Annotated in this window: 18 protein-coding genes; 7 read left to right on the top strand and 11 right to left on the bottom strand. The window is 63.6% G+C overall.

What is annotated here, in order from left to right:
• Positions 1–216: 216 nt before the first annotated feature.
• A complete protein-coding gene (locus ACGYLO_RS07725) occupies positions 217–1,194 on the bottom strand; it encodes a response regulator (RefSeq protein ID WP_271688979.1) in 978 nt (325 codons plus the stop codon).
• Between the two features lie 374 nt (positions 1,195–1,568).
• Between ACGYLO_RS07725 and ACGYLO_RS07720 the strand changes: the two genes are divergently transcribed.
• Complete coding sequence (locus ACGYLO_RS07720) at positions 1,569–1,775, top strand: cold-shock protein (RefSeq protein ID WP_067265226.1); 207 nt, start codon at positions 1,569–1,571, stop codon at positions 1,773–1,775.
• A 141-nt stretch (positions 1,776–1,916) separates the two neighbouring features.
• On the top strand, positions 1,917–2,468 hold the full coding sequence (locus ACGYLO_RS07715; protein ID WP_067265327.1) for a L,D-transpeptidase: 552 nt from the start codon (positions 1,917–1,919) through the stop codon (positions 2,466–2,468).
• A gap of 243 nt (positions 2,469–2,711) precedes the next feature.
• On the opposite strand, the gene ACGYLO_RS07710 is transcribed toward ACGYLO_RS07715, so the two are convergent.
• From ACGYLO_RS07710 to ACGYLO_RS07685, 6 genes are all read right to left on the bottom strand, one after another.
• Complete coding sequence (locus tag ACGYLO_RS07710) at positions 2,712–3,692, bottom strand: ABC transporter substrate-binding protein (RefSeq protein ID WP_271688977.1); 981 nt, start codon at positions 3,690–3,692, stop codon at positions 2,712–2,714.
• 27 nt (positions 3,693–3,719) lie between these two features.
• Positions 3,720–4,559 carry an ABC transporter permease gene (locus ACGYLO_RS07705; RefSeq protein ID WP_271689920.1) on the bottom strand — a complete coding sequence of 280 codons (840 nt, stop codon included), beginning with the start codon at positions 4,557–4,559 and terminating at the stop codon, positions 3,720–3,722.
• Positions 4,559–5,419, bottom strand: coding sequence for an ABC transporter permease (locus ACGYLO_RS07700; RefSeq protein ID WP_209217047.1), 861 nt, complete (start codon positions 5,417–5,419; stop codon positions 4,559–4,561). Before ACGYLO_RS07700 ends, ACGYLO_RS07705 begins: the two co-directional genes overlap by 1 nt.
• The gene (locus ACGYLO_RS07695) at positions 5,419–6,204 is read right to left on the bottom strand and encodes an ABC transporter ATP-binding protein (protein WP_209217046.1); all 786 of its coding nucleotides are present in this window, start codon (positions 6,202–6,204) and stop codon (positions 5,419–5,421) included. Before ACGYLO_RS07695 ends, ACGYLO_RS07700 begins: the two co-directional genes overlap by 1 nt.
• Positions 6,205–6,278: 74 nt before the next feature.
• A complete protein-coding gene (gene hydA / locus ACGYLO_RS07690; protein WP_271688974.1) occupies positions 6,279–7,739 on the bottom strand; it encodes a dihydropyrimidinase in 1,461 nt (486 codons plus the stop codon).
• Positions 7,740–7,811: 72 nt separating this feature from the next.
• Positions 7,812–9,062, bottom strand: coding sequence for a Zn-dependent hydrolase (locus ACGYLO_RS07685; protein WP_271688973.1), 1,251 nt, complete (start codon positions 9,060–9,062; stop codon positions 7,812–7,814).
• A gap of 156 nt (positions 9,063–9,218) precedes the next feature.
• Here ACGYLO_RS07685 and ACGYLO_RS07680 point away from each other — a divergent pair, with 156 nt between their 5' ends.
• Both ACGYLO_RS07680 and ACGYLO_RS07675 read left to right on the top strand, forming a co-directional pair.
• Positions 9,219–9,857 (top strand): TetR family transcriptional regulator C-terminal domain-containing protein, encoded by a 639-nt coding sequence (locus ACGYLO_RS07680; RefSeq protein WP_271688972.1) that lies wholly within the window; start codon positions 9,219–9,221, stop codon positions 9,855–9,857.
• Positions 9,858–9,956: 99 nt separating this feature from the next.
• Positions 9,957–10,169: a hypothetical protein gene (locus ACGYLO_RS07675; RefSeq protein WP_271688970.1), complete on the top strand. Its 213-nt coding sequence runs from the start codon at positions 9,957–9,959 to the stop codon at positions 10,167–10,169.
• Positions 10,170–10,193: 24 nt separating this feature from the next.
• Here the strand turns inward: ACGYLO_RS07675 and preA are convergent, their stop codons facing one another.
• Both preA and ACGYLO_RS07665 read right to left on the bottom strand, forming a co-directional pair.
• Positions 10,194–11,507, bottom strand: a complete 1,314-nt coding sequence (gene preA / locus ACGYLO_RS07670) for an NAD-dependent dihydropyrimidine dehydrogenase subunit PreA (protein WP_271688969.1) — start codon at positions 11,505–11,507, stop codon at positions 10,194–10,196.
• A gap of 25 nt (positions 11,508–11,532) precedes the next feature.
• Positions 11,533–12,864 carry an NAD(P)-dependent oxidoreductase gene (locus ACGYLO_RS07665; protein WP_271688968.1) on the bottom strand — a complete coding sequence of 444 codons (1,332 nt, stop codon included), beginning with the start codon at positions 12,862–12,864 and terminating at the stop codon, positions 11,533–11,535.
• A gap of 331 nt (positions 12,865–13,195) precedes the next feature.
• Between ACGYLO_RS07665 and ACGYLO_RS07660 the strand changes: the two genes are divergently transcribed.
• A complete protein-coding gene (locus tag ACGYLO_RS07660) occupies positions 13,196–13,402 on the top strand; it encodes a cold-shock protein (RefSeq protein ID WP_209217039.1) in 207 nt (68 codons plus the stop codon).
• Between the two features lie 50 nt (positions 13,403–13,452).
• On the opposite strand, the gene ACGYLO_RS07655 is transcribed toward ACGYLO_RS07660, so the two are convergent.
• A complete protein-coding gene (locus ACGYLO_RS07655) occupies positions 13,453–14,109 on the bottom strand; it encodes an arylesterase (RefSeq protein WP_271688967.1) in 657 nt (218 codons plus the stop codon).
• Between the two features lie 50 nt (positions 14,110–14,159).
• On the opposite strand from ACGYLO_RS07655, the gene ACGYLO_RS07650 reads away from it, so the two are divergent.
• Positions 14,160–14,828, top strand: coding sequence for an ABC transporter ATP-binding protein (locus ACGYLO_RS07650; protein WP_271688966.1), 669 nt, complete (start codon positions 14,160–14,162; stop codon positions 14,826–14,828).
• Positions 14,825–17,356: an ABC transporter permease gene (locus ACGYLO_RS07645; RefSeq protein ID WP_271688965.1), complete on the top strand. Its 2,532-nt coding sequence runs from the start codon at positions 14,825–14,827 to the stop codon at positions 17,354–17,356. Before ACGYLO_RS07650 ends, ACGYLO_RS07645 begins: the two co-directional genes overlap by 4 nt.
• A gap of 34 nt (positions 17,357–17,390) precedes the next feature.
• Here the strand turns inward: ACGYLO_RS07645 and gcvP are convergent, their stop codons facing one another.
• On the bottom strand, positions 17,391–20,237 hold the full coding sequence (gene gcvP / locus ACGYLO_RS07640) for an aminomethyl-transferring glycine dehydrogenase (RefSeq protein ID WP_271688964.1): 2,847 nt from the start codon (positions 20,235–20,237) through the stop codon (positions 17,391–17,393).
• Positions 20,238–20,333 lie beyond the last annotated feature (96 nt).

Here is a 20,333-nt window from a genome sequence, read left to right as displayed (position 1 = left end):
GCCGCCCGGTGACACACCGGGCATCGCCCTCCCTCCCCCCGGAGGACGATTTTGCAACGCTACAACAGCTTGCCAGACCTCCACATCTTGCAGCGCCCTGCCAAACAGCGCGGTAGCGGATCGCCCCCCAGGGAGGGCGATGCCCTTACCGCTTACCTTCAACGCAAAAACCCGCCCGCAATGCGGACGGGTCTATCCCTTCAAAGGCTCCTGCCCTCAGCGTTCGTCGTCGATCGCCGTTTCCAGCTGGGCAAAGAGGTTATCCTCATCATGCCGCACCAAACCATGCAGCGGATCCCAGCTTTGCAGATATTCGCGCAGCTTATTGCTTGCCGACAGACCCGACCAGAGGCGCTGTTCGGTCACCGAATGCACCTGCAAGGACGGGGGCAGCCCGCCGTTCATGCCCTTGCCATCCCAGTTCTTCTCCAGATGCTCGCGCATCCGCTCGGCCATAGAGGCGGTGTTCAACCGCGCGCGACTCATCACCACGCCGATGAAACGCCCGCTGCCCGCATAGGCCAGATGAAAACGCATGCCCTCCAGCGAATGTACCGAAGCGCGGGCCACCTGCTCCATCTGGCGGCGGAAGGCCGGCGCCTTGACCGCGCGGTAGATGCCGCGCGCCCCCTCGACCGAGATCGAAAACAGGCTCATCGAGAAACAGCCGCTCGGCAGGCGCAGCAGGTAATTCTCAAGCGCGGAGACATTGCTACAGGCCGAGACATCGAGGTCGAAATCCTCGTCAAAGCGGATCTGCATCATCTGCGTCAACTCGGCCAGCGTATGCTGCGCCTCACGCTCACGCAGCAATGACGCGTTGAGCATGCTGGCGGCATTGATCCGCGCGCTGAGTTCGACACCATCCAACGGTTTGCAAAGGAAATCCGTGGCACCCGCGTCAAAGGCCCGCTGCATCATCGCAGGCTCTTTGCTGGCGGTGATCATGATGATCGGCACGGCGCGGTAAAACGGCACATCGCGGATCATCTCACACAGGCTGATCCCATTGATGCCCGGCATCATGATATCAAGCAGGAAGGAATCGAAGGGCCGGTTCGACTCCTGCATGATCTCCAGCGCTTCTTCCGAGCTTTCGCAGCAGGTCAGCTCGTAATTGTCATTCTCGGTCAGGCAACCTGTGAGCAGATCAAGGATGACCGGGTCATCGTCTACGGCAAGGATACGCATCATGTCTCGTTACTCCACATGGGGGGCGCTGGCAGGCGCACTTGGGGCTTTCTGGCAAAAAACCACCTACGCCGGGCAGTAATGAGACCGGTTTGCGGCAAACTCGGGACGGTGAAATTTGGCGCGTTTCCCGTAAAATATGGGGATCACGAAACTTCGTGGCGGGAATTTGCCGAAATTCGCGCTGCCGGACCCGCCGAAACCCGCCAAAATGCGATGCCCCTTGAACGAATCCCCCCCGAGTGCAATATAGACGGTGCAGACGTTATCTTTTTCGACCCACTGTCTCCCTCATACGGCGCTCAGTCTATCGATCCAGACCAACCACGCCGGGCCATCGCACCAACGCGGATGGCATCAATATGGAGACTACGGATATGGCCACTGGCACCGTAAAATGGTTCAACACAACTAAAGGCTTCGGCTTCATCGCACCCGACGGCGGCAGCAAAGACGTTTTCGTGCACATTTCCGCTGTTGAGCGCGCTGGCCTGACCGGCCTGGCCGACAACCAGAAAGTGACCTTCGACATCGAAGCTGGCCGTGACGGCCGTGAATCCGCGACCAACCTCGCGCTGGCCTAAGGCCCGGGGGCTTCGGCCCTGATGCAAGAATTCGAACCGACCTGCTGACACCGGCAGGTCGGTTTTTTTATGTCCAGCCTTGCTAAAATGGCCTCCCATGGCAAAATGCGGGCGAAACGCATTATTTTGATGGAGCCTGCCATGCGCCGCCGTACCTTTTTGACCAGCACCGTGGCCGCAGCCGCCCTTCCCTTGATGGCGCAGGCGCGCACCGCCGCCTATGACCCCGCCCCGCAGATGGTCCCGGTCAAGGCGCAATATGCGCCCGGGCAATTGCTGATCCTGCCGCGGAGCCATTACCTCTATTTCGTGACGTCGCCGGGCCAAGCGATGCGTTATGGCGTGGGCGTCGGCAAAGCGGGGCTGGAGTTCACCGGCACCGCGACCATCGACGTGAAAAAGGAATGGCCCACGTGGCGGCCAACCAATGAGATGATCGAACGCGATCCGCAGGCCTACAAACGTTTCATCGGCAACACCGACGCCCAGCCCGGCGGCCCCGGCAACCCCTTGGGCGCGCGGGCGCTCTACCTGTTCCAGAACGGGCGGGACACTTATTTCCGCATCCACGGCACCACGCAGCCGAACTCCATCGGGCGGTCCGTGTCGAACGGCTGTATCCGGATGCTGAACGAGCATGTGATCGACCTGTACCAGCGGGTGCCGATTGGGACAAAGGTCACGGTGCTCTAAGGCCCCTTTCGACAACACCCAGCCCGGAATCAAGCCGCAGGCGCCGGGCCATCGCCTGCCCGCCCGGACGGGTAGGCGATTTAGTGAATTCGGGTGCGCCATTGCGAAGGCGCATCACGGCTGAACCATAAAGTGGCACGAGGCTCCGTCGTATCGCCGACCCGCGTGCAGGCGCTGACCCTTCCCACCAAGAAAAAGGGCCAGCGCAGCGCCGGCCCCTCCCCTCATCATATACGCCAAAGCTTATTGAAGCGCCTTATCCGTCACATCATGTGTCCAAGCGCCCTCAGGCGCCTTGGTGATCATGCCACCTTCCATGGTGATCGCCGCACTGCGATCAAAGGCCGCCTCGTCCAGCCGCCCGTCGCTGCCCTCGGTCAGCTTGGCGATCTCGCCCATCATGCGGGTCTGGTGCTTCTCGGTCTGGGCGCCGGTCTGGTCATTTTCCAGCACGATCTCAGCGGCTTCTTCGACGTTCTCCTCGGCGTATTTCCAGCCTTTCATGGAGGCCCGGACGAAACGCGCCAGCTTGTCGACCATCTCGGGGTCTTCGAGGTTCTCCTCGGTGGTATAAAGACCGTCCTCCAGCGTGGAGATGCCCTCATCCTCATATTTGAAGACCACCAGATCCTCGGGCGTCAGCCCTGCGTCAATCACCTGCCAATATTCGTTGTAGGTCATGGTGGTGGCGCATTCGACCTGCTTTTGCAGCAAGGGGTCGACGTTGAAGTTGATCTTCTGGATCGTCACCCCACCGTCGGAGCCATCGGTGGGATAGCCCAGCTTGCCCATCCAACTCATTAGCGGGATCTCATTGCCGAAGAACCATGTGCCCAGCGTGTTGCCGGGGAAATCCTCGGGGCTTTCGATGCCATGTTCCTTGAGGCAGGTCAGCATCAGGCCGGATTTCGCGAAAGGCTGTGCGATGTTCACGATCGGCGCACCCTTCTCGCGCGCAGCCAGCGCCGAAGGCAACCAGTCCACCATCACGTCGGCCCCACCGCCCAAAAGCACCTGCACCGGCGCGATATCCGGCCCGCCGGGCTTGATCGTGACATCCAGCCCCTCTTCTTCGTAGAACCCCTTGTCCTTGGCCACGTAATAGCCCGCGAACTGGGCCTGCGTGACCCATTTGAGTTGTAGCGTCAGGTCGTCGGCGGCCTGCGCCACGCCCCCCCAGAGGGCCAAGGCCGCCCCGGCAGCGATCTTCGTGATGGTTTTCATTTTTATCTCCCTGTTGGTTGGTCGTCTCTAGTTCCTTTGGCTGGGGTGCCAGAAGGTCACCCGTCCTTCGATAAGGGCCATGATACCATAGAACGCCGATCCGGCTATTGCCGCGACAACAATCTCGGCCCAGACCAGATCAAGCGCAAGCTGACCCACCGAGGTGGAGATGCGAAAGCCCATCCCCAGCACCGGAGAGCCGAAGAATTCAGCAACGATGGCGCCAATGAGGGCAAGGGTGGTGCCGATCTTCAACCCGTTGAAGACAAAGGGCATCGCCGCGGGCAGCCGCAGCTTCAGAAGCGTGCGCCAGTAACCCGCCGCATAGGTGCGCATCAGGTCGCGCTGCATCGCGTCGCTGGCCTGCAGCCCCTGCACCGTGTTCACCAGCATCGGGAAGAACACCATGACCACGACAATCGCCGCCTTGGACTGCCAGCCGAAGCCGAACCACATCACCATGATCGGCGCCATGCCGATGATCGGCAGCGCGGCCACGAAGTTGCCCACCGGCAAAAGGCCGCGTTGCAAGAAGGGAAAGCGGTCAATCGCCAGCGCCGTCAGGAAGGCCGCGCCGCAGCCGATGATGTAGCCGCTCAGCGCCCCCTTGATGACGGTCTGCACAAAGTCGATCCACAGGATATCGAGCGACGTGGCCATGCGCGCCGCGATCACCGAAGGCGCGGGCAGAAGCACTTGGTTAATCTCGAACCCGCGCACCACGCCTTCCCAAACGGCAATGAGCGTGACTCCGAAGACCAGCGGTGCCGCCAGTGACGCCCCCCGCGAGGGCCGCTGCCGCGCCAGCCAGACGTTGAGCGACAGGCCCGCGACCCATGCGACGATGGCAAAAAGAACCCAGCCCATCATGCCATCCCCATCCGTTTCAAGGTCAGCCGCTGCACCAACCCGATAAGCCCCACCATGGCCGCCGCAAGCGCCGCCGCCATCAGAAGCGCGCTCCAGATCTGAACGGTCTGGCCGTAGTAGCTGCCCGCCAGCAAGCGCGCGCCGAGGCCCGCGACAGCCCCCGTCGGCATCTCGCCCACGATGGCCCCCACCAGCGAGGCCGCGACGCCGACCTTCAGCGAGGTGAAGAAATAGGGCATCGAGGACGGCAGCCGCAGTTTCCAGAAGGTCTGCCAGCCGCTCGCGTTCCATGTCCGCATCTGGTCAAGCTGCATCTGGTCGGGGCTGCGCAGCCCCTTCACCATGCCCACGACCACCGGGAAGAACGACAGATACATGCTGATGATCGCCTTGGGCAGCAGGCCCGACAGGCCCACGGCATTCAAGACCACGATGATCATCGGTGCGATGGCGAGGATCGGAATCGTCTGGCTGGCGATCACCCAAGGCATCACGCTCATGTCCATCGTGCGGTTGAACACGATGCCGACGGCGAGAAGCGTGCCGAGCGCGGTGCCCATGACGAAGCCCAAAAAGGTCGCGCTGAAGGTGACCCATGTGTGATAAATCAGCGAGCGTTTCGAGGTGACCTTCTTCTCCACCGTGGTCTTCCACAGTTCCGCGCCGACCTGATGCGGCGCGGGAAGTTTCGGTTTCTCCTGCGACCAGGTGTCGGCCACCAATTCCGAGAATGTCAGCGTTTTGTCGGCCCGTGCCGCCACATCCCGCGCCCATTGCGCGTTGAGCGCGACAGCCGCGCCATACCAGACGACGATCAACAGACCCACGACCGTGAGAACGGGGATAATGTTACGCATCAATCGTCCCCATGCCCGGCGCGCAGCCCCTCGCGCACCCGGTGTGCGATCTCGAGGAATTCCGGCGTCTCGCGAATCTCCAAAGGCCGTTCGCGCGGCAGCGGACTTTCGATCACGTCGGCGATCCGTCCAGGGCGCGGGCTCATCACCACGATCTTGGTGGAAAGATACACCGCCTCGGGGATCGAATGGGTGACGAAGGCAATGGTCTTTTCGGTGCGCGCCCAGAGCTTCAAGAGCTGCTCGTTGAGGTGGTCACGCACGATCTCGTCGAGCGCGCCGAAGGGTTCGTCCATCAGCAGGATGTCGGCATCGAAGGACAGCGCCCGCGCGATGGAGGCGCGCTGCTGCATCCCGCCCGACAATTGCCAGGGAAACTTCTTCTCGAACCCCGATAGCTCCACGAGGTCGAGCACCCGTTTCACCCGCTCGGCCTGCTCGGCCCGGGGCACGCCCATGATCTCCAGCGGCAAGCGGATGTTGCCGCCGATGGTGCGCCACGGATACAGTCCCGCCGCCTGGAAAACATAGCCATAGGCCCGCGATTTACGCGCCTCCTCGGGCGAGACGCCGTTGATGGTCACGCTGCCGCCCGTGGGCTGCTCAAGGTCGGCCATGACCCTCAGAAAGGTCGTCTTGCCGCAGCCCGAGGGGCCGATGAAGCTGACGAAATCCCCTTTGTGGATCTCGAGGTTCACGTCTTTCAACGCATGGACCGGCCCGTCATTGGTTTGAAAGGTCAGGTCAAGATTGCTGGCGCTGATCACGCTCTGGCTGTCATTCACGTATTTTACTTCCCTGTTGGTCGGCCGCTTTTAGCGCGGCACTTTACCTGGTTGTCGTGGCGGCTCTACATGGCTCAGATCCCCGCCGGGATGTTCAGCGGGTCGCGCTTGATCATCTTGGGGCTGTTGAGTTCCTTCCATTTGCTGAGGGCGACATTGGCGCTCGGGAAGGCCGGGCGCGGCACGAAACGGCCCCGGCCGGGCTGCGGCTGGCTGTTCTGACCCCAGGCCCAAATCACCTCGCCGCGGCTCAGGGTATAGCGGCTCTGCGCCTTGACCTCGAAGCCCTCGAAGACGTTGTAATCCAGCACCGAATGGTGGTTCGCGGGGCTGATCGTCTTGGTGATCTTCGGATCCCATACCACGATATCGGCGTCCGCCCCTTCAACGATCGCGCCCTTCTGCGGGTAGATGTTGAGGATCTTGGCGATATTGGTCGAGGTCGCGGCGACGAACTCGTTTGGTGTCAGGCGGCCCGTCTCCACCCCTTCGGTCCAGAGCACCGCCAGACGCTCCTCCAGCCCGTTCGAGCCGTTGGGAATGATCCGGAAATCATCGCGGCCCGCGCGTTTCTGCTCGGTCGAGAAGGCGGCGTGGTCGGTCGCCACCACCTGTAGGCTGCCCGATTGCAGGCCGGCCCAAAGGCTGTCCTGATGGTCCTTCGAGCGGAAGGGCGGCGACATGACGCGGCGCGCGGCATGGTCCCAATCCTTGTTGAAATACTCAGACTCGTCCAGCGTCAGGAACTGGATCAACGGCTCGCCATAAACCCGCATCCCCTTTTGCCGCGCACGCCGGATCGCCTCGTGGGTCTGTTCGCAAGAGACATGCACGATATAAAGCGGCACGCCCGCCGTGTCGGCGATGGTGATGGCGCGGTTCGCGGCCTCGCCCTCAAGCTCGGGCGGGCGGGAATAGGCGTGGCCCTCCGGCCCGGTGATGCCTTGATCGAAATATTTCTGCTGCAACTCCGCCACCAGATCGCCGTTCTCGGCATGGACCATCGGCAGCGCGCCTAACTCGGCACAGCGCTTGAAGGAGGCGAACATCTCGTCGTCCTCGATCATCAAGGCGCCTTTGTAGGCCATGAAGTGCTTGAAGCTGTTCACCCCCATGTCGACCGCGTCCTTCATCTCGTTAAAGACGGTCTCGTCCCAGCCGGTGACGGCCATGTGATAGCCGATGTCCGAACAAATCTGCGGCGCCGACTTGCGGTGCCATTCGTTGATCGCGTTCTTGATACTGCCATCGGCGCCGGGCAGGCAGAAGTCGACCACCATCGTGGTGCCGCCCACCGCCGCGGCCCATGTGCCGGACTCAAAAGTCTCTGCCGCAGTGGTGCCCATGAAGGGCATCTCCAGATGCGTATGCGGATCGATCCCGCCGGGGATCACATAGGCGCCTTCCGCGTCGATGTATTCGTCACCCGTGAGGTCCTCGCCGATGCGCTTGATCTTCTCTCCCTCGATCAGCACGTCGGCCTTCCACGTCCGGTCCGCCGTGCAGACCATGCCACCCTTGATTACCTTGCTCATCTTTCTCTCCCCATCTTTCTGGCTGTTTACATCGGGGGGCCGGGGCAGCACCCCCGACCTCCGCCCGAGTGTTCAGCCCTCTATTTCCGCTGTCTCCAGCACCGCATGGAGCAGCACATCCGCCCCCGCCTTGGCCCAATCCTTGGTGATCTCCTCGGCCTCGTTATGGCTCAGACCATCGACGCAGGGGCACATCACCATCGCCGTGGGGGCCACGCGGTTGATCCAGCAGGCATCATGGCCCGCGCCAGAGATCAGGTTCATATGGCTGTAGCCCAGCCGTTCGGCAGCGTTGCGCACAGCCGTCACGCAACCCTCGTCAAAGGCCACGGGATCAAAGCCGCCGACCTTTTCAAATTCGATCTGCACATCCATATCGTCGGCGATCTTTTGACCCTCTTCGCGCAGACGGGCCTCCATATCCTCGATGACCGACAGTTCGGGCGACCGGAAATCGACGGTAAAGACCGTCTTGCCGGGGATCACATTGCGCGAGTTCGGATAGACCTCGATATGGCCCGCCGCGCCGACCGCATGGGGCGCGTGGCTGAGCGCGATCTCGTTCACCTTCTCCAATACCCGCGCCATGCCCAGCCCCGCGTCCCGGCGCATCGGCATGGGGGTGGAGCCTGTGTGGCTGTCCTTGCCGGTGATCGTCACCTGCGTCCAGCTCAGCCCCTGCCCGTGGGTCACGACGCCGATGTCCTTGCCCTCGGCCTCGAGGATCGGGCCCTGTTCAATGTGCAACTCGAAGAAGGCATGCATCTTGCGCGCGCCGACTTCCTCGTCGCCCTTCCAGCCGATGCGCTGCAATTCGTCGCCAAAGCTTTTGCCCTCAGCATCGGTGCGCGCATAAGCCCAGTCTTGGGTGTGGATGCCAGCAAAAACCCCCGACGACAGCATCGCGGGGGCGTAACGGGTGCCTTCTTCGTTGGTGAAGTTGGTCACAACGATCGGGTGTTTGGTCTTGATGCCCAGATCGTTCATCGTGCGGATGATCTCCAACCCGCCGAGCACGCCAAGGATGCCATCGTATTTCCCGCCCGTCGGCTGGGTGTCGAGGTGGCTGCCTACATAGACCGGCAGCGCATCGGGGTCGGTGCCCTCCCGCTGGGCGAACATATTGCCCATCTGGTCGAGCCCCATGGTACAGCCCGCCGCTTCGCACCACTTTTGGAACAGCGCGCGGCCCTCGGCGTCTTCGTCCGTCAGCGTCTGGCGGTTGTTGCCCCCCGCCACGCCGGGGCCGATCTTGGCCATTTCCATCAAGGAATCCCACAGACGGTCGGGATCAATCTTGAGGTTCTCTCCGGGCGCGGGCATAGGTCACTCCTCTGTCATCGGCTTGGGCCGTGTTGTTTTTTTACCATTTGGTAAATCCACGATTGCGATTAGGTTAGGCTCTGTCAAGAACTGGTTTGAAACAACCCGCCGCCGATCCGGCAAACGCCTTTTTTAGCAGCACCAAGGATCATTGCCTTGCCCGAAAGCACCGCCAAGAAACCCAGCCGCATCCAGCAGCGCAACCGCCGGGTGATTCTGGATGCCGCGCTCGAAGTCTTTTCCAAACACGGCTACCGGGGCGCCACGCTGGATCAGATCGCCGCCGAAGCTGGGCTGAGCAAACCGAATATTCTCTATTACTTCAATGGCAAAGAAGACATTCATGTCACTTTGCTGTCGCAACTGATGGAAACATGGCTCGACCCGTTGGTGGAGCTAGACCCCGACGGCGACCCCCGGCGCGAGATTTTGGACTATGTCGAACGCAAGTTGACCATGTCGCGCGAATTGCCGCGCGAGAGCCGCCTTTTTGCCAATGAAATCCTGCAAGGTGCCCCGCGGATCGAGCCGGAATTGCATAGCCATCTCAAACCCCTGTTCGATGAGAAATGCGCCGTGATCGCGGGCTGGGTGGCGGCGGGAAAACTGCCCGCGCTGGACCCGCAGCACCTGATCTTCTCAATCTGGGCGACGACCCAGCACTACGCGGATTTCGAGGCGCAGGCGCAGATCCTGCTCGGTCCCGAGACCGACCCCCGCCCCCGCGCGCAGGCCCATCTTCAGGCGATGTTCGGCGCGCTTTTGGACCAGCCCGCGCCAACGCCAAACGGTTAACCATAACGGCCAGTGGCGCCCAGCGTTTAATCCCCCGTTAACACATGACACCCAGTCTGACTGGCGGGTGCGGGCTCCTTCCAAGGTAAAGGGGCAGTGATGAATGTAGGCGATATAAAGGGCGCAGGGGCTGCGCGGGATGCGAAGGGCGCAAATCCGAAAGCGTCCGATGAACCAGCGGGCGCACCGCCCGTCACCCGCGAAGAGATGGCCCGGGATGCGGCAATGGCGCTGATCGTGGCGCGGCGGGAGATGTCAGAGATACCGCCCCCCGCTGCCGATACCGCCACCCCGCCCCGCAGAAAGTCCTGAACCCGGGGCGCGGTGGCACTTGTCTTACTCCGCCGGTTCGACCGCGTGGACGGAGGGGTTATTGGGGTGCGTGGTCCAATTGGCATAGTCCGGCGTCACCGTCTTGCCCGTGCGCAGGTCGGTGGTGCCCGCTGCCAGTTCCTCCATCGAGATGCAGTCTTCGACCGGACAGACATTGACGCAGAGGTTGCAGGCGACGCATTCCTCTTCGATCACGGTAAAGGTGCGGTCTTCGGACATGGCGATGGCTTGGTGGCTGGTGTCCTCGCAAGCCGCAAAGCAACGCCCACAGGAGATGCACAGGTCTTGGTCGATCTTCGCCTTGGCGACGTAGTTCAGGTTCAACTGGTTCCAGTCAGTGACATTCGGCACCGCGCGCCCCACCAGTTGGTCGACCGAGGTCAGCCCCTTCTCGTCCATATATTCCGACAGGCCCGAGATCATCTCTTGGACAACCTTGAAGCCATAGGTCATCGCCGCCGTACAGACCTGCACATTGCCCGCGCCAAGGGCGAGAAACTCCGCCGCGTCGCGCCATGTGGTGACGCCGCCGATGCCGCTGATCGGCAGACCGTGGGTCTCGGGGTTGCGGGCGATCTCGGCCACCATGTTGAGCGCGATGGGTTTGACCGCCGGGCCGCAATAGCCGCCGTGGGTGCCCTTGCCGTCGATCGTGGGCTCAGGCGCGAAGAGGTCGAGATCGACCGAGGTGATCGAGTTGATCGTGTTGATCAGGCTCACCGCATCCGCGCCGCCGCGCTTGGCGGCCTCGGCAGGGTAAACCACGTTGGTAATGTTCGGCGTCAGCTTCACGATCACCGGCATGCGGGTGTACATCTTGCACCAGCGGGTGACCATCTCGATGTATTCCGGCACCTGCCCCACGGCAGAGCCCATGCCCCGCTCGGCCATGCCATGCGGGCAGCCGAAGTTCAGCTCGATCCCGTCGGCGCCGGTCTCCTCCACATGCGGCAGAATGGCTTTCCACGCCTCCTCCTCACAAGGCACCATGATCGAGGCGATGAGCGCGCGGTCGGGGTAGTCGCGCTTCACCGACTTCATCTCGCGCAGGTTCACCTCTAGCGGGCGGTCGGTGATCAACTCGATGTTGTTGAGCCCCAACAGCCGCCGATCCGCGCCCCAGATCGCGCCGTAGCGTGGGCCGTTGACGTTGACCACCGGCGGCCCTTCGGAGCCGAGGGTCTTCCATACCACCCCGCCCCAGCCCGCCTCATAGGCGCGGCGCACATTGTATTCCTTGTCCGTCGGCGGGGCGGAGGCCAGCCAGAACGGATTGGGGGATTTGATCCCGATGAAGTCGCTTCTCAGATCAGCCATGTTATGTCTCCCTCTCGGCGCGGCCTCAGCCCGCCGCCCCCATCAATGTGGTGTGAATGTCCATCGCCGCATCGCGGCCCTCGGCCACGGCGGTCACAGTGAGGTCATCACCACCGCTGGCGCAATCGCCCCCGGCCCAAACGCCTTCCAGACTGGTACGTCCGGTGCCGTCGACCTTGATCTTGCGCCCGTCGAGTTCGGGCAGGCCCTCGCCCAACAGCGTCTGACCGATGGCCTTGAACACCTGATCCGCTTGCAGGCGCAGGGTTTGGCCGGTGCCCTTCATCGCTTCATCGACATATTCGAACTCGATCTCGCGCACCGACCCGTTGCCATGCACGGCAATCGGCACCGCATGGGTCACGATCCGCACGCCCTTGGAGGCGGCGAGGTCTTGCTCAAACACACTTGCGTTCATCCGGTCGCGCCCGCGGCGATAGACCAGCGTCACATTGAGCGCGCCCAGCAGTTTCGCCTGCACCGCCGCGTCCACCGCCGTCATCCCGCCGCCGATCACCACCACATCGCGGCCAATCGGCACGCCGGAGATATCGCTGGCCTGCCGCAGTTCGGCGATGAAATCGACCGCATTGGCAACCCCTGCCTTATCCTCGCCCTCGGCCCCAAGGGCATTAACGCCGACCAGCCCCATCCCGAGGAAAACCGCGTCGTAATCGGCCTTCAGTTCATCGAGAGTGACATCCCGGCCCACGGCAACCTCATGCCGGAAGGTGATCCCGCCGATCTGCATCAGCCAATCCACCTCGGCCTGCGCGAAGCCGTTCGGGGTCTTATAGGCCGCGATGCCATATTCGTTCAGCCCGCCGGGCTTGGGCCGCGCGTCGATGATCTCAACATCATGGCCCAGCATCGCCAGACGGTGCGCGCAGGACAGACCCGCCGGCCCCGCGCCCACCACTGCGATGCGCTTGCCCGTGGCTGCGGCCCGCTCGAAGGGATGCACGCCCTGCGCCATCAAATGATCCGTCGCATAGCGCTGCAACTGGCCGATCAACACCGGCTTGCCCTCGGCCACCTCGCGCACACAAACCTCTTCGCAAAGCGTCTCTGTTGGGCAGACCCGGGCGCACATGCCGCCGAGGATGTTCTGGCTCAGGATCGTCTTGGCCGCCGCATCGGGCGTGCCAGTGGCGATCTGCCGAATGAACAGCGGAATGTCGATGTCGGTCGGACAGGCCGTCATGCAGGGCGCGTCGTGGCAAAAGTAACAGCGGTCCGCCGCGACCAGCGCCTCATGTTCATCCAAGGGCGGATGAAGATCCGAAAACCCCTCGGCATAGCTCTGCGGTTCTAACCGCCCCGGAACGATCCCCGGCTCAAACACATCTCGTGCCATATCAAAATCCCTGTCGTTTTCTTGGTGTTTTGAAAACGCTCTCATGGAATCATTTTTTTATCAACTGGTAAATTTTTGAAAAACGCGCCTTCCGAAAAATCCCGAGATGCCTGCCAGTTTTGTAACAGGCAGGTTATATTTCATGGGCGCTTCCTTGCTTGCGGCCCCTCGCCCCGTAAAAATCCTTGATTTTAAAAATAGAGATTCCAATATCACAACTGCGACGCGAAGACTTTTCGACCCGGCTGCCCTAAGGCTCCAGCGATCACGAATTCGACCGAGCCGCGCTGCCGCATGTTGCGGGCAGATCAAAGAAAGGGAGACACGGGGCATGGCTACTGGCACCGTAAAATGGTTCAACACGACAAAAGGCTACGGCTTCATCGCACCGGATGCGGGCGGCAAAGACATCTTTGTCCATATTTCCGCCGTGGAACGCGCCGGGCTGACCGGGCTTGCCGACAACCAAAAGGTCACTTTTGACGTCGAAGCGGGCCGCGATGGCCGCGAAAGCGCGAGCAACATCGCACTGGCCTGAACGGGCCACATCATGATGATCGAAACGGACGCTGCGGCGTCCGTTTTTTGTTAGCGGCTGTCAGCAGCCCGCGCTGCCAGCTCGGCTACCGCCGGGCCGATGTCTTCCACAATCAGGGCCACGCCTTCGGCATTGGGGTGGATGCCGTCGCCTTGGAAATAGCGCTGCACCGTCTCGCTCCGCGCGCTGGCGGCTTTCTTTTCCTCGGCCAGCAGGCCGGTAAAGAAGTCCGGGTAGAACAGCGTGCCGTAAGCCTCGGCCAGATCGGGGTAGAGCCCTTCGAACTCTGCCTTATAGCCCGCCCCGTAGTTGCCCGGCGCGCTCATGCCGACCAAGAGCACCTCAACCTCCGCCTTCTTTGCAGCCGAAAGGATGCCGTCCATGTTGCCGCGCGCCTGCGCCGGGTCCAGCCCGCGCAGCAGGTCGTTGCCCCCCAGCGTCACGATCATCGCGTCCACCTCGGGCGTCAGGGTCCAGTCGACCCGCGCCAGCCCGCCAGCGGTGGTATCGCCCGACACGCCCGCGTTGAGGATCTTGGCCTCGACCCCCTCGGCATCCAGCCAGCCTTGCAATTGCGGCACGAACCCCTCCTCGGCGGGCAGCCCGTAGCCTTGGGTCAGGCTGTCGCCGAGGGCGGCGATCACCACCTCCTCGGCCCGCGCCGCGCTGCCTAAAATAAAGGCAAAACAGATCAATACCTTGCGCATCCTTCGCGGACCTCCATATCCATCACGTATCCCAAGCCAAAGGCGACCCGATGAGCGACCCTGTCTATGACCTTCAAGATGTCACGCTGAGCCTCAAGGGCAATGCCGGCCCCGTCGATATTCTGCGCGGCATTTCGTTGCAGGTCCAGCAAGGGGAGAGCATCGCGCTGACCGGCGCTTCCGGGTCGGGCAAATCCTCGCTCCTGATGGTCATGGGCGGGCTGGAGCGCGCCACCGGCGGCAAGGTCACCGCCCTCGGCCATGACCTGAGCGCGCTGCGCGAAGACGGGTTGGCACAGTTCCGGCAGGGGCGCATGGGGATTGTTTTTCAGTCTTTCCACCTCATCCCCACCATGACCGCGCTTGAGAATGTCGCCACCCCGCTGGAGCTTTCCGGCGCCGATGACGCCTTTGACCGCGCCCGGGCCGAGCTTGAGGCCGTGGGGCTGGGCCACCGGATCAACCAGTACCCCGCGCAGATGTCGGGCGGCGAGCAACAGCGCGTGGCACTCGCGCGCGCCGCAGCACCCCGCCCCGCGATCCTCTTGGCGGATGAGCCGACGGGCAGTCTCGACAGCCGCAATGGGGCCGCGATCATGGACCTGTTGTTTGAACTGCGCGACCGCCATGGCGCGACGCTGGTGTTGGTCACCCACGCCGATGATCTGGCGCAGCGCTGCGACCGGGTGGTGGAACTCCGCGACGGGCGCCTCGCATGAGCCTGCGCCTTGCCGCCCGTTTCGCCCGTCGGGAAATGCGCGGCGGCCTGCGCGGCTTTCGCCTGCTGCTGGCCTGTCTTGCGCTTGGCGTGGCCGCGCTGGCCGCTGTCGGGACTGTCCGCGCGGCGATCGAAGCCGGGTTGGAGGCCGAGGGCGCGGCCCTTCTTGGCGGCGATGCCGAGCTGGATTTCACCTACCGTTTCGCCACCCCCGAAGAGCGCGACTGGATGGCCGAACGCGCCACGCGCGTCTCCGAGATTGTCGAGTTCCGTTCCATGGCCGTCACCGGCGCGGGCGAGACCTCAGAACGCGCGCTCACGCAGGTCAAGGCGGTCGATGACCTCTATCCGCTGATCGGCGAGATGGTCTTGGACCCCGCCCTGCCGTTGGAAGATGCCCTTTCGCCCGAGGCCACCGCCCTGCCCGGCGCGGTGATGGAACGGGCACTGGCGGATCGGCTGGCCCTCTCCCCCGGTGACACTTTCGCACTTGGCGAGGCGGAGTTCACCCTGACCGCGCTGATCAAACGCGAACCGGATTCCGCCGCCAGCGGCTTTTCCCTTGGGCCCCGCACACTGGTCAAACGCGCGGCGCTCGAAGGCTCAGGCCTGCTTGCCCCCGGCACGCTTTTCAATAGCAAATACCGTCTCGAATTGCCCCAGGGCACCGCCCTCGCCTCGCTCGAAGACGAGGCCAAAGCGCGTTTTGCCGATGCCGGGATGCGCTGGACCGACGCGCGCAACGGCGCGCCAGGCGTGGCGCGTTTCGTCGAACGCCTGAGCGCCTTTCTGGTGCTCGTCGGGCTCTCGGGCCTTGCCGTCGGCGGGGTCGGCGTGGCGGCAGCGGTGCGGGCCTATCTGCAACGCAAGACCGCCGTCATCGCCACTTTCCGCGCCATGGGGGCGTCGAGAGCGACGATCTTTCAGACCTATTTCATACAAGTCGGCATTCTGGCCATGGCTGGCGTCGCTCTTGGTCTGCTGATCGGCGCAGGCCTGCCGCTGCTGCTGTCGCCGCTGATCGAAGCAAGTCTGCCCCTGCCCGCGCGTTTCACCATCTACCCCGCCCCACTGATTGAGGCCGCACTCTACGGGCTGCTAACCGCCGCTCTCTTCACCCTCTGGCCGCTCGCGCGCAGCGCTGATGTCCGCGCCGCGACCCTGTTCCGCGACGATTGGCAACGGCAATCACCTTGGCCCGCCGCGCCCTACCTCGTCGCGATGGCGCTGCTGCTGGCCGCTCTGCTTGCGCTGGCGGGTTGGTTCAACGGCTCGTGGTCGCTCACGCTTTGGACACTGGGCGGATTGGCCGCGACGCTCGCCGTGCTCGCGCTGGCGGCGGCGCTCTTGCGTCTGCTGGCCCGTGCGACGGCCCGCCGGGCGCGGGGCCATCCGCGCCTGCGGTGGGCGCTGGCGGCCATCGGCGGCCCCGGCGAAGGGGCGACGGCGGTGGTGCTGGCGCTTGGCCTCGGCCTCTCGGTGCTGGCTGCCGTGGGTCAGATCGACGGCAACCTGCGCCGCGCGATTTCCGGCAACCTGCCCGACGTCGCACCCTCCTACTTTTTCGTCGATATTCAGAAAGACCAGATGCCCGGCTATACCGCGCGGCTTGAGGGCGATCCGGCCGTGTCGCGCATCGAAAGCGCCCCGATGCTGCGCGGCGTGATCACCCAGATCAACGGACGCCCCGCGCGTGAGGTCGCGGGCGATCACTGGGTCGTGCGCGGCGACCGCGGGGTGACCTATGCCGCGCAGCCGGGCGAAGACACGCGGATCACTGCGGGGGAATGGTGGGCGCAGGATTACAGTGGCGATCCGCAGATCAGCTTTGCCGCCGAAGAGGCCGAAGAGATCGGGCTGGAGCTGGGCGACACGCTCAGCGTCAACATCCTTGGCCGCGACATCACCGGCACGATCACCAGCTTTCGCGAGGTCGATTTCTCGACCGCCGGGATCGGTTTCGTGCTGACGATGAACCCCGCCGCCCTTGCAGGCGCGCCGCATAGTTTCATCTCGACCGTCTATGCCGAACCCGAGGCGGAGGCCGCGATCCTGCGCGATCTTGCCAGCGAATACCCCAACATCACCGCCATCCGCGTGCGCGATGCGATCGACCGGGTCGCCGCGGTGCTGGCTGGGCTCGCCTCTGCCATTTCCTTTGGCGCCTTGGCCACGCTGGCGACGGGGTTCATGGTGCTGATCGGGGCCGCCGCCGCAGGCACCGGCGCGCGCAGCTATGAGGCGGCGCTGCTGAAAACCATGGGGGCCTCGCGCCGCGCCATCGCCACCAGCTTTGTGCTTCGCGCCGCGCTGCTCGGTCTCTTTGCCGGGACGGTGGCGCTGCTGGCCGGGATCACCGGTGGCTGGGCAGTGAGCCATTTTGTTATGGAGACTGATTTCGCCGTGGTCTGGCCCAATGCGCTGCTGATCATCACGGGCGGCGTCTTGGCCACGGTGCTGGCTGGTCTGGGCTTTGCGCTGAAGGCGCTGAACGCCCGGCCCGCGGATATGCTAAGGGCGCAGGAATGATCCCGCGCCCTTAGGTGTTGTCTGGGTCTGAACCTTACTCCGCCGCTTCGGCGTAGTCCTCCAGCGGCGGGCAGGTGCAGATCAGGTTGCGGTCGCCATGCACGTTGTCGACGCGGTTGACCGGCGGCCAGTATTTGTCGACGCGGAAGGCACCGGGCGGGAAGCAGCCCTGCTCACGGCTGTAGGGCCGGTCGCCCCATTCCACCACCAAATCCTCCACCGTGTGCGGCGCGTTCTTGAGCGGGTTGTTGGCGCGGTCCATGCGGCCCTCCTCAATCTCGCGGATCTCCTCGCGGATCGCCAGCATGGCATCGCAGAAACGGTCCAGTTCAGCCTTGGTCTCGGACTCCGTCGGCTCCACCATCAGCGTGCCCGCCACCGGCCAAGACATGGTCGGCGCGTGGAAGCCGCAATCGACGAGGCGCTTGGCAACATCTTCGTTGGTGATGCCCGCCGTTTCCTCATAGGGGCGCACGTCGATGATGCATTCATGCGCCACCCGGCCAGAGGGGCCTTTGTAGAGCACGTCGTAAGCCCCTTCGAGCCGCTTGGCGATGTAGTTGGCGTTGAGGATCGCCGCCCGGGTCGCCTGCGTCAGACCGTCCCCGCCCATCATCAGGCAGTAGGACCAGGAAATCGGCAGCAGCGAGGGCGAACCGTAGGGTGCGGCGGACACAGCGGCGCCTTCCTCGTTCGGGTGGCCCGGCAGATGCGCGATCAGATGCGACTTGACGCCAATGGGTCCCATGCCGGGGCCGCCGCCGCCATGCGGGATGCAGAAGGTCTTGTGTAGGTTCAGGTGGCTGACGTCACCGCCCAGATCGCCGGGGCGGGACAGGCCCACCATGGCGTTCATGTTGGCCCCGTCGATATAGACCTGCCCGCCGTGGTCATGGGTGATCTTGGTCACCTCATGCACGGTCTCCTCGAACACACCATGGGTCGAGGGATAGGTGATCATGCAGCCGGCGAGGTTCTCGCTGTGCTGCTCGGCCTTGGCGCGGAAATCATCGAGGTCGATGTCACCGTTAGAGGCGGTCTTGATCACCACCACCTTCCAGCCGACCATCTGGGCCGAGGCCGGGTTGGTGCCATGCGCACTCATCGGGATGAGGCAGATGTTGCGGTGCCCCTCGCCCTTGGCGCGGTGATAGGCAGCGATGGTCAGAAGACCTGCGTATTCGCCCTGCGCGCCGGAGTTCGGCTGCATGGAAATCGCGTCATAGCCGGTGATTTCGCAGAGTTTGTCCGAGAGATCGTCGATCATCTCGCGGTAGCCAAGCGCCTGATCGGCGGGCACGAAGGGGTGGATGAGCGAGAACTCGCGCCATGTCACCGGCATCATCTCGGCAGCCGAGTTCAGTTTCATGGTGCAGGAGCCGAGCGGAATCATCGCCCGGTCGAGCGCCAGATCACGGTCCGCGAGACGACGCATGTAGCGCATCATCTCGGTCTCGGCCCGGTTCATGTGGAAGATCGGGTGCGTGAGGTAATCGCTTGTCCGCAGCAGACCCTCGGGCAGACGGTACTCGGGCGTGAAGTCGTCATCCGCCTGACGGATGCCGAAGGCGCGCCAGACCGCCTCGATCGTGTCAGGGCGGGTGCGCTCGTCAAACGTGATGCCGACGCGGGTCTCGCCCACGCGGCGCAGGTTAATGCCCTCGTCCACGGCGGATTTCATCACCGCGGCCTGCAGCGGGCCAACCTCGACGGTGATCGTGTCGAAATAGGCATCGGGCTGCACGTCGAAGCCCGCGGCCTCCAGCCCCTTGGCCAGACGCACGGTCTTGCGGTGGATGCGCTGCGCGATGGCTTTCAAGCCTTCCGGCCCGTGGAACACGGCATACATCGAGGCCATGACGGCCAGCAGCGCCTGCGCGGTGCAGACGTTCGACGTGGCCTTCTCACGCCGGATGTGCTGCTCGCGGGTCTGCAAGGAAAGACGGTAGGCGCGGTTGCCATGGGCGTCGATGGAGACACCGACGATCCGGCCGGGCATGGCACGCTTCATGGAATCCTTACAAGCCATATAGGCGGCATGCGGGCCGCCGTAGCCCTCGGGCACGCCGAACCGCTGGGTGCTGCCCACGGCGATGTCGGCGCCCATGGCGCCCGGTTCTTTCAGCAGGGTCAGCGACAGCGGGTCGGCGGTGACGATGCCCACGGCCTTGACCTCGTGCAGCGCCGCCATGTGGTCGGTGAAGTCGCGCACACGGCCATAGGTGCCGGGATACTGGAAGATTGCGCCAAAGACCTTCTCGGCCTCCATCTCCTCGGGTTCGCCGACGATGACCTCGATGCCCAGAGGCTCAGCGCGGGTCTTCATCACCGCGATGTTCTGCGGGTGGCAGTTCACGTCGATGAAGAAACCCTTGGCCTTCGATTTCGAACTGCGCTGCGCCATGGTCATTGCCTCGGCACAGGCCGTGGCCTCGTCGAGCAGCGAGGCATTGGCGATCTCCAGCCCGGTGAGGTCGCTCACCATGGTCTGGAAGTTCAGCAGCGCTTCGAGACGGCCCTGCGAAATCTCGGGCTGATAGGGGGTGTAGGCGGTGTACCACGCCGGGTTCTCGAGGATATTGCGCTGGATCGCCGGGGGCGTGACGGTGCCATGGTAGCCTTGGCCGATCAGGCTGGTGAGCACCTTGTTCTTGCCCGCCACGCGGCGCATGTGCTCAAGCACTTCACGCTCGCTCATCGCCTTGCCGAAATCCAGCGGCTGTTTCGCCCGGATCGCCTTGGGCAGCGTGTCGTCGATCAGCGCATCAAGGCTTTCGGCGCCCACGGTGTCGAGCATCTGCGACATCTCGGAAGGGGACGGGCCAATGTGACGCCGGTTGGCGAAATCATAGGGCAGATAATCGGTGGGCTTGAAGCTCATGTCGGGTTCCTCGTCACGGCGCGGCAGGGCGCCCCCTGTTTGTGGCGCGCCGCCCATGGGGCGACGCAGGTGATCAGCATCGCCGGAGCCCCGGCG

The sequence above is a fragment of the Sulfitobacter sp. 1A13353 genome, assembly GCF_043557255.1.
Classification (GTDB): Bacteria; Pseudomonadota; Alphaproteobacteria; order Rhodobacterales; family Rhodobacteraceae; genus Sulfitobacter; species Sulfitobacter faviae.
The sequence above is the reverse complement of the archived record's forward strand: the minus strand, read 5'-3'. Positions and strand labels throughout refer to the sequence as shown.

Bases quoted from the DNA above. Each gene is read 5' to 3' on its own strand.
- ACGYLO_RS07725 (WP_271688979.1), bottom strand. From the start codon at position 1,194: ATGATGCGTATCCTTGCCGTAGACGATGACCCGGTCATCCTTGATCTG.
- ACGYLO_RS07720 (WP_067265226.1), top strand. From the start codon at position 1,569: ATGGCCACTGGCACCGTAAAATGGTTCAACACAACTAAAGGCTTCGGC.
- ACGYLO_RS07715 (WP_067265327.1), top strand. From the start codon at position 1,917: ATGCGCCGCCGTACCTTTTTGACCAGCACCGTGGCCGCAGCCGCCCTT.
- ACGYLO_RS07710 (WP_271688977.1), bottom strand. From the start codon at position 3,692: ATGAAAACCATCACGAAGATCGCTGCCGGGGCGGCCTTGGCCCTCTGG.
- ACGYLO_RS07705 (WP_271689920.1), bottom strand. From the start codon at position 4,559: ATGGGCTGGGTTCTTTTTGCCATCGTCGCATGGGTCGCGGGCCTGTCG.
- ACGYLO_RS07700 (WP_209217047.1), bottom strand. From the start codon at position 5,419: ATGCGTAACATTATCCCCGTTCTCACGGTCGTGGGTCTGTTGATCGTC.
- hydA (WP_271688974.1), bottom strand. From the start codon at position 7,739: ATGAGCAAGGTAATCAAGGGTGGCATGGTCTGCACGGCGGACCGGACG.
- ACGYLO_RS07685 (WP_271688973.1), bottom strand. From the start codon at position 9,062: ATGCCCGCGCCCGGAGAGAACCTCAAGATTGATCCCGACCGTCTGTGG.
- ACGYLO_RS07675 (WP_271688970.1), top strand. From the start codon at position 9,957: ATGAATGTAGGCGATATAAAGGGCGCAGGGGCTGCGCGGGATGCGAAG.
- preA (WP_271688969.1), bottom strand. From the start codon at position 11,507: ATGGCTGATCTGAGAAGCGACTTCATCGGGATCAAATCCCCCAATCCG.
- ACGYLO_RS07665 (WP_271688968.1), bottom strand. From the start codon at position 12,864: ATGGCACGAGATGTGTTTGAGCCGGGGATCGTTCCGGGGCGGTTAGAA.
- ACGYLO_RS07660 (WP_209217039.1), top strand. From the start codon at position 13,196: ATGGCTACTGGCACCGTAAAATGGTTCAACACGACAAAAGGCTACGGC.
- ACGYLO_RS07655 (WP_271688967.1), bottom strand. From the start codon at position 14,109: ATGCGCAAGGTATTGATCTGTTTTGCCTTTATTTTAGGCAGCGCGGCG.
- ACGYLO_RS07650 (WP_271688966.1), top strand. From the start codon at position 14,160: ATGAGCGACCCTGTCTATGACCTTCAAGATGTCACGCTGAGCCTCAAG.
- ACGYLO_RS07645 (WP_271688965.1), top strand. From the start codon at position 14,825: ATGAGCCTGCGCCTTGCCGCCCGTTTCGCCCGTCGGGAAATGCGCGGC.
- gcvP (WP_271688964.1), bottom strand. From the start codon at position 20,237: ATGAGCTTCAAGCCCACCGATTATCTGCCCTATGATTTCGCCAACCGG.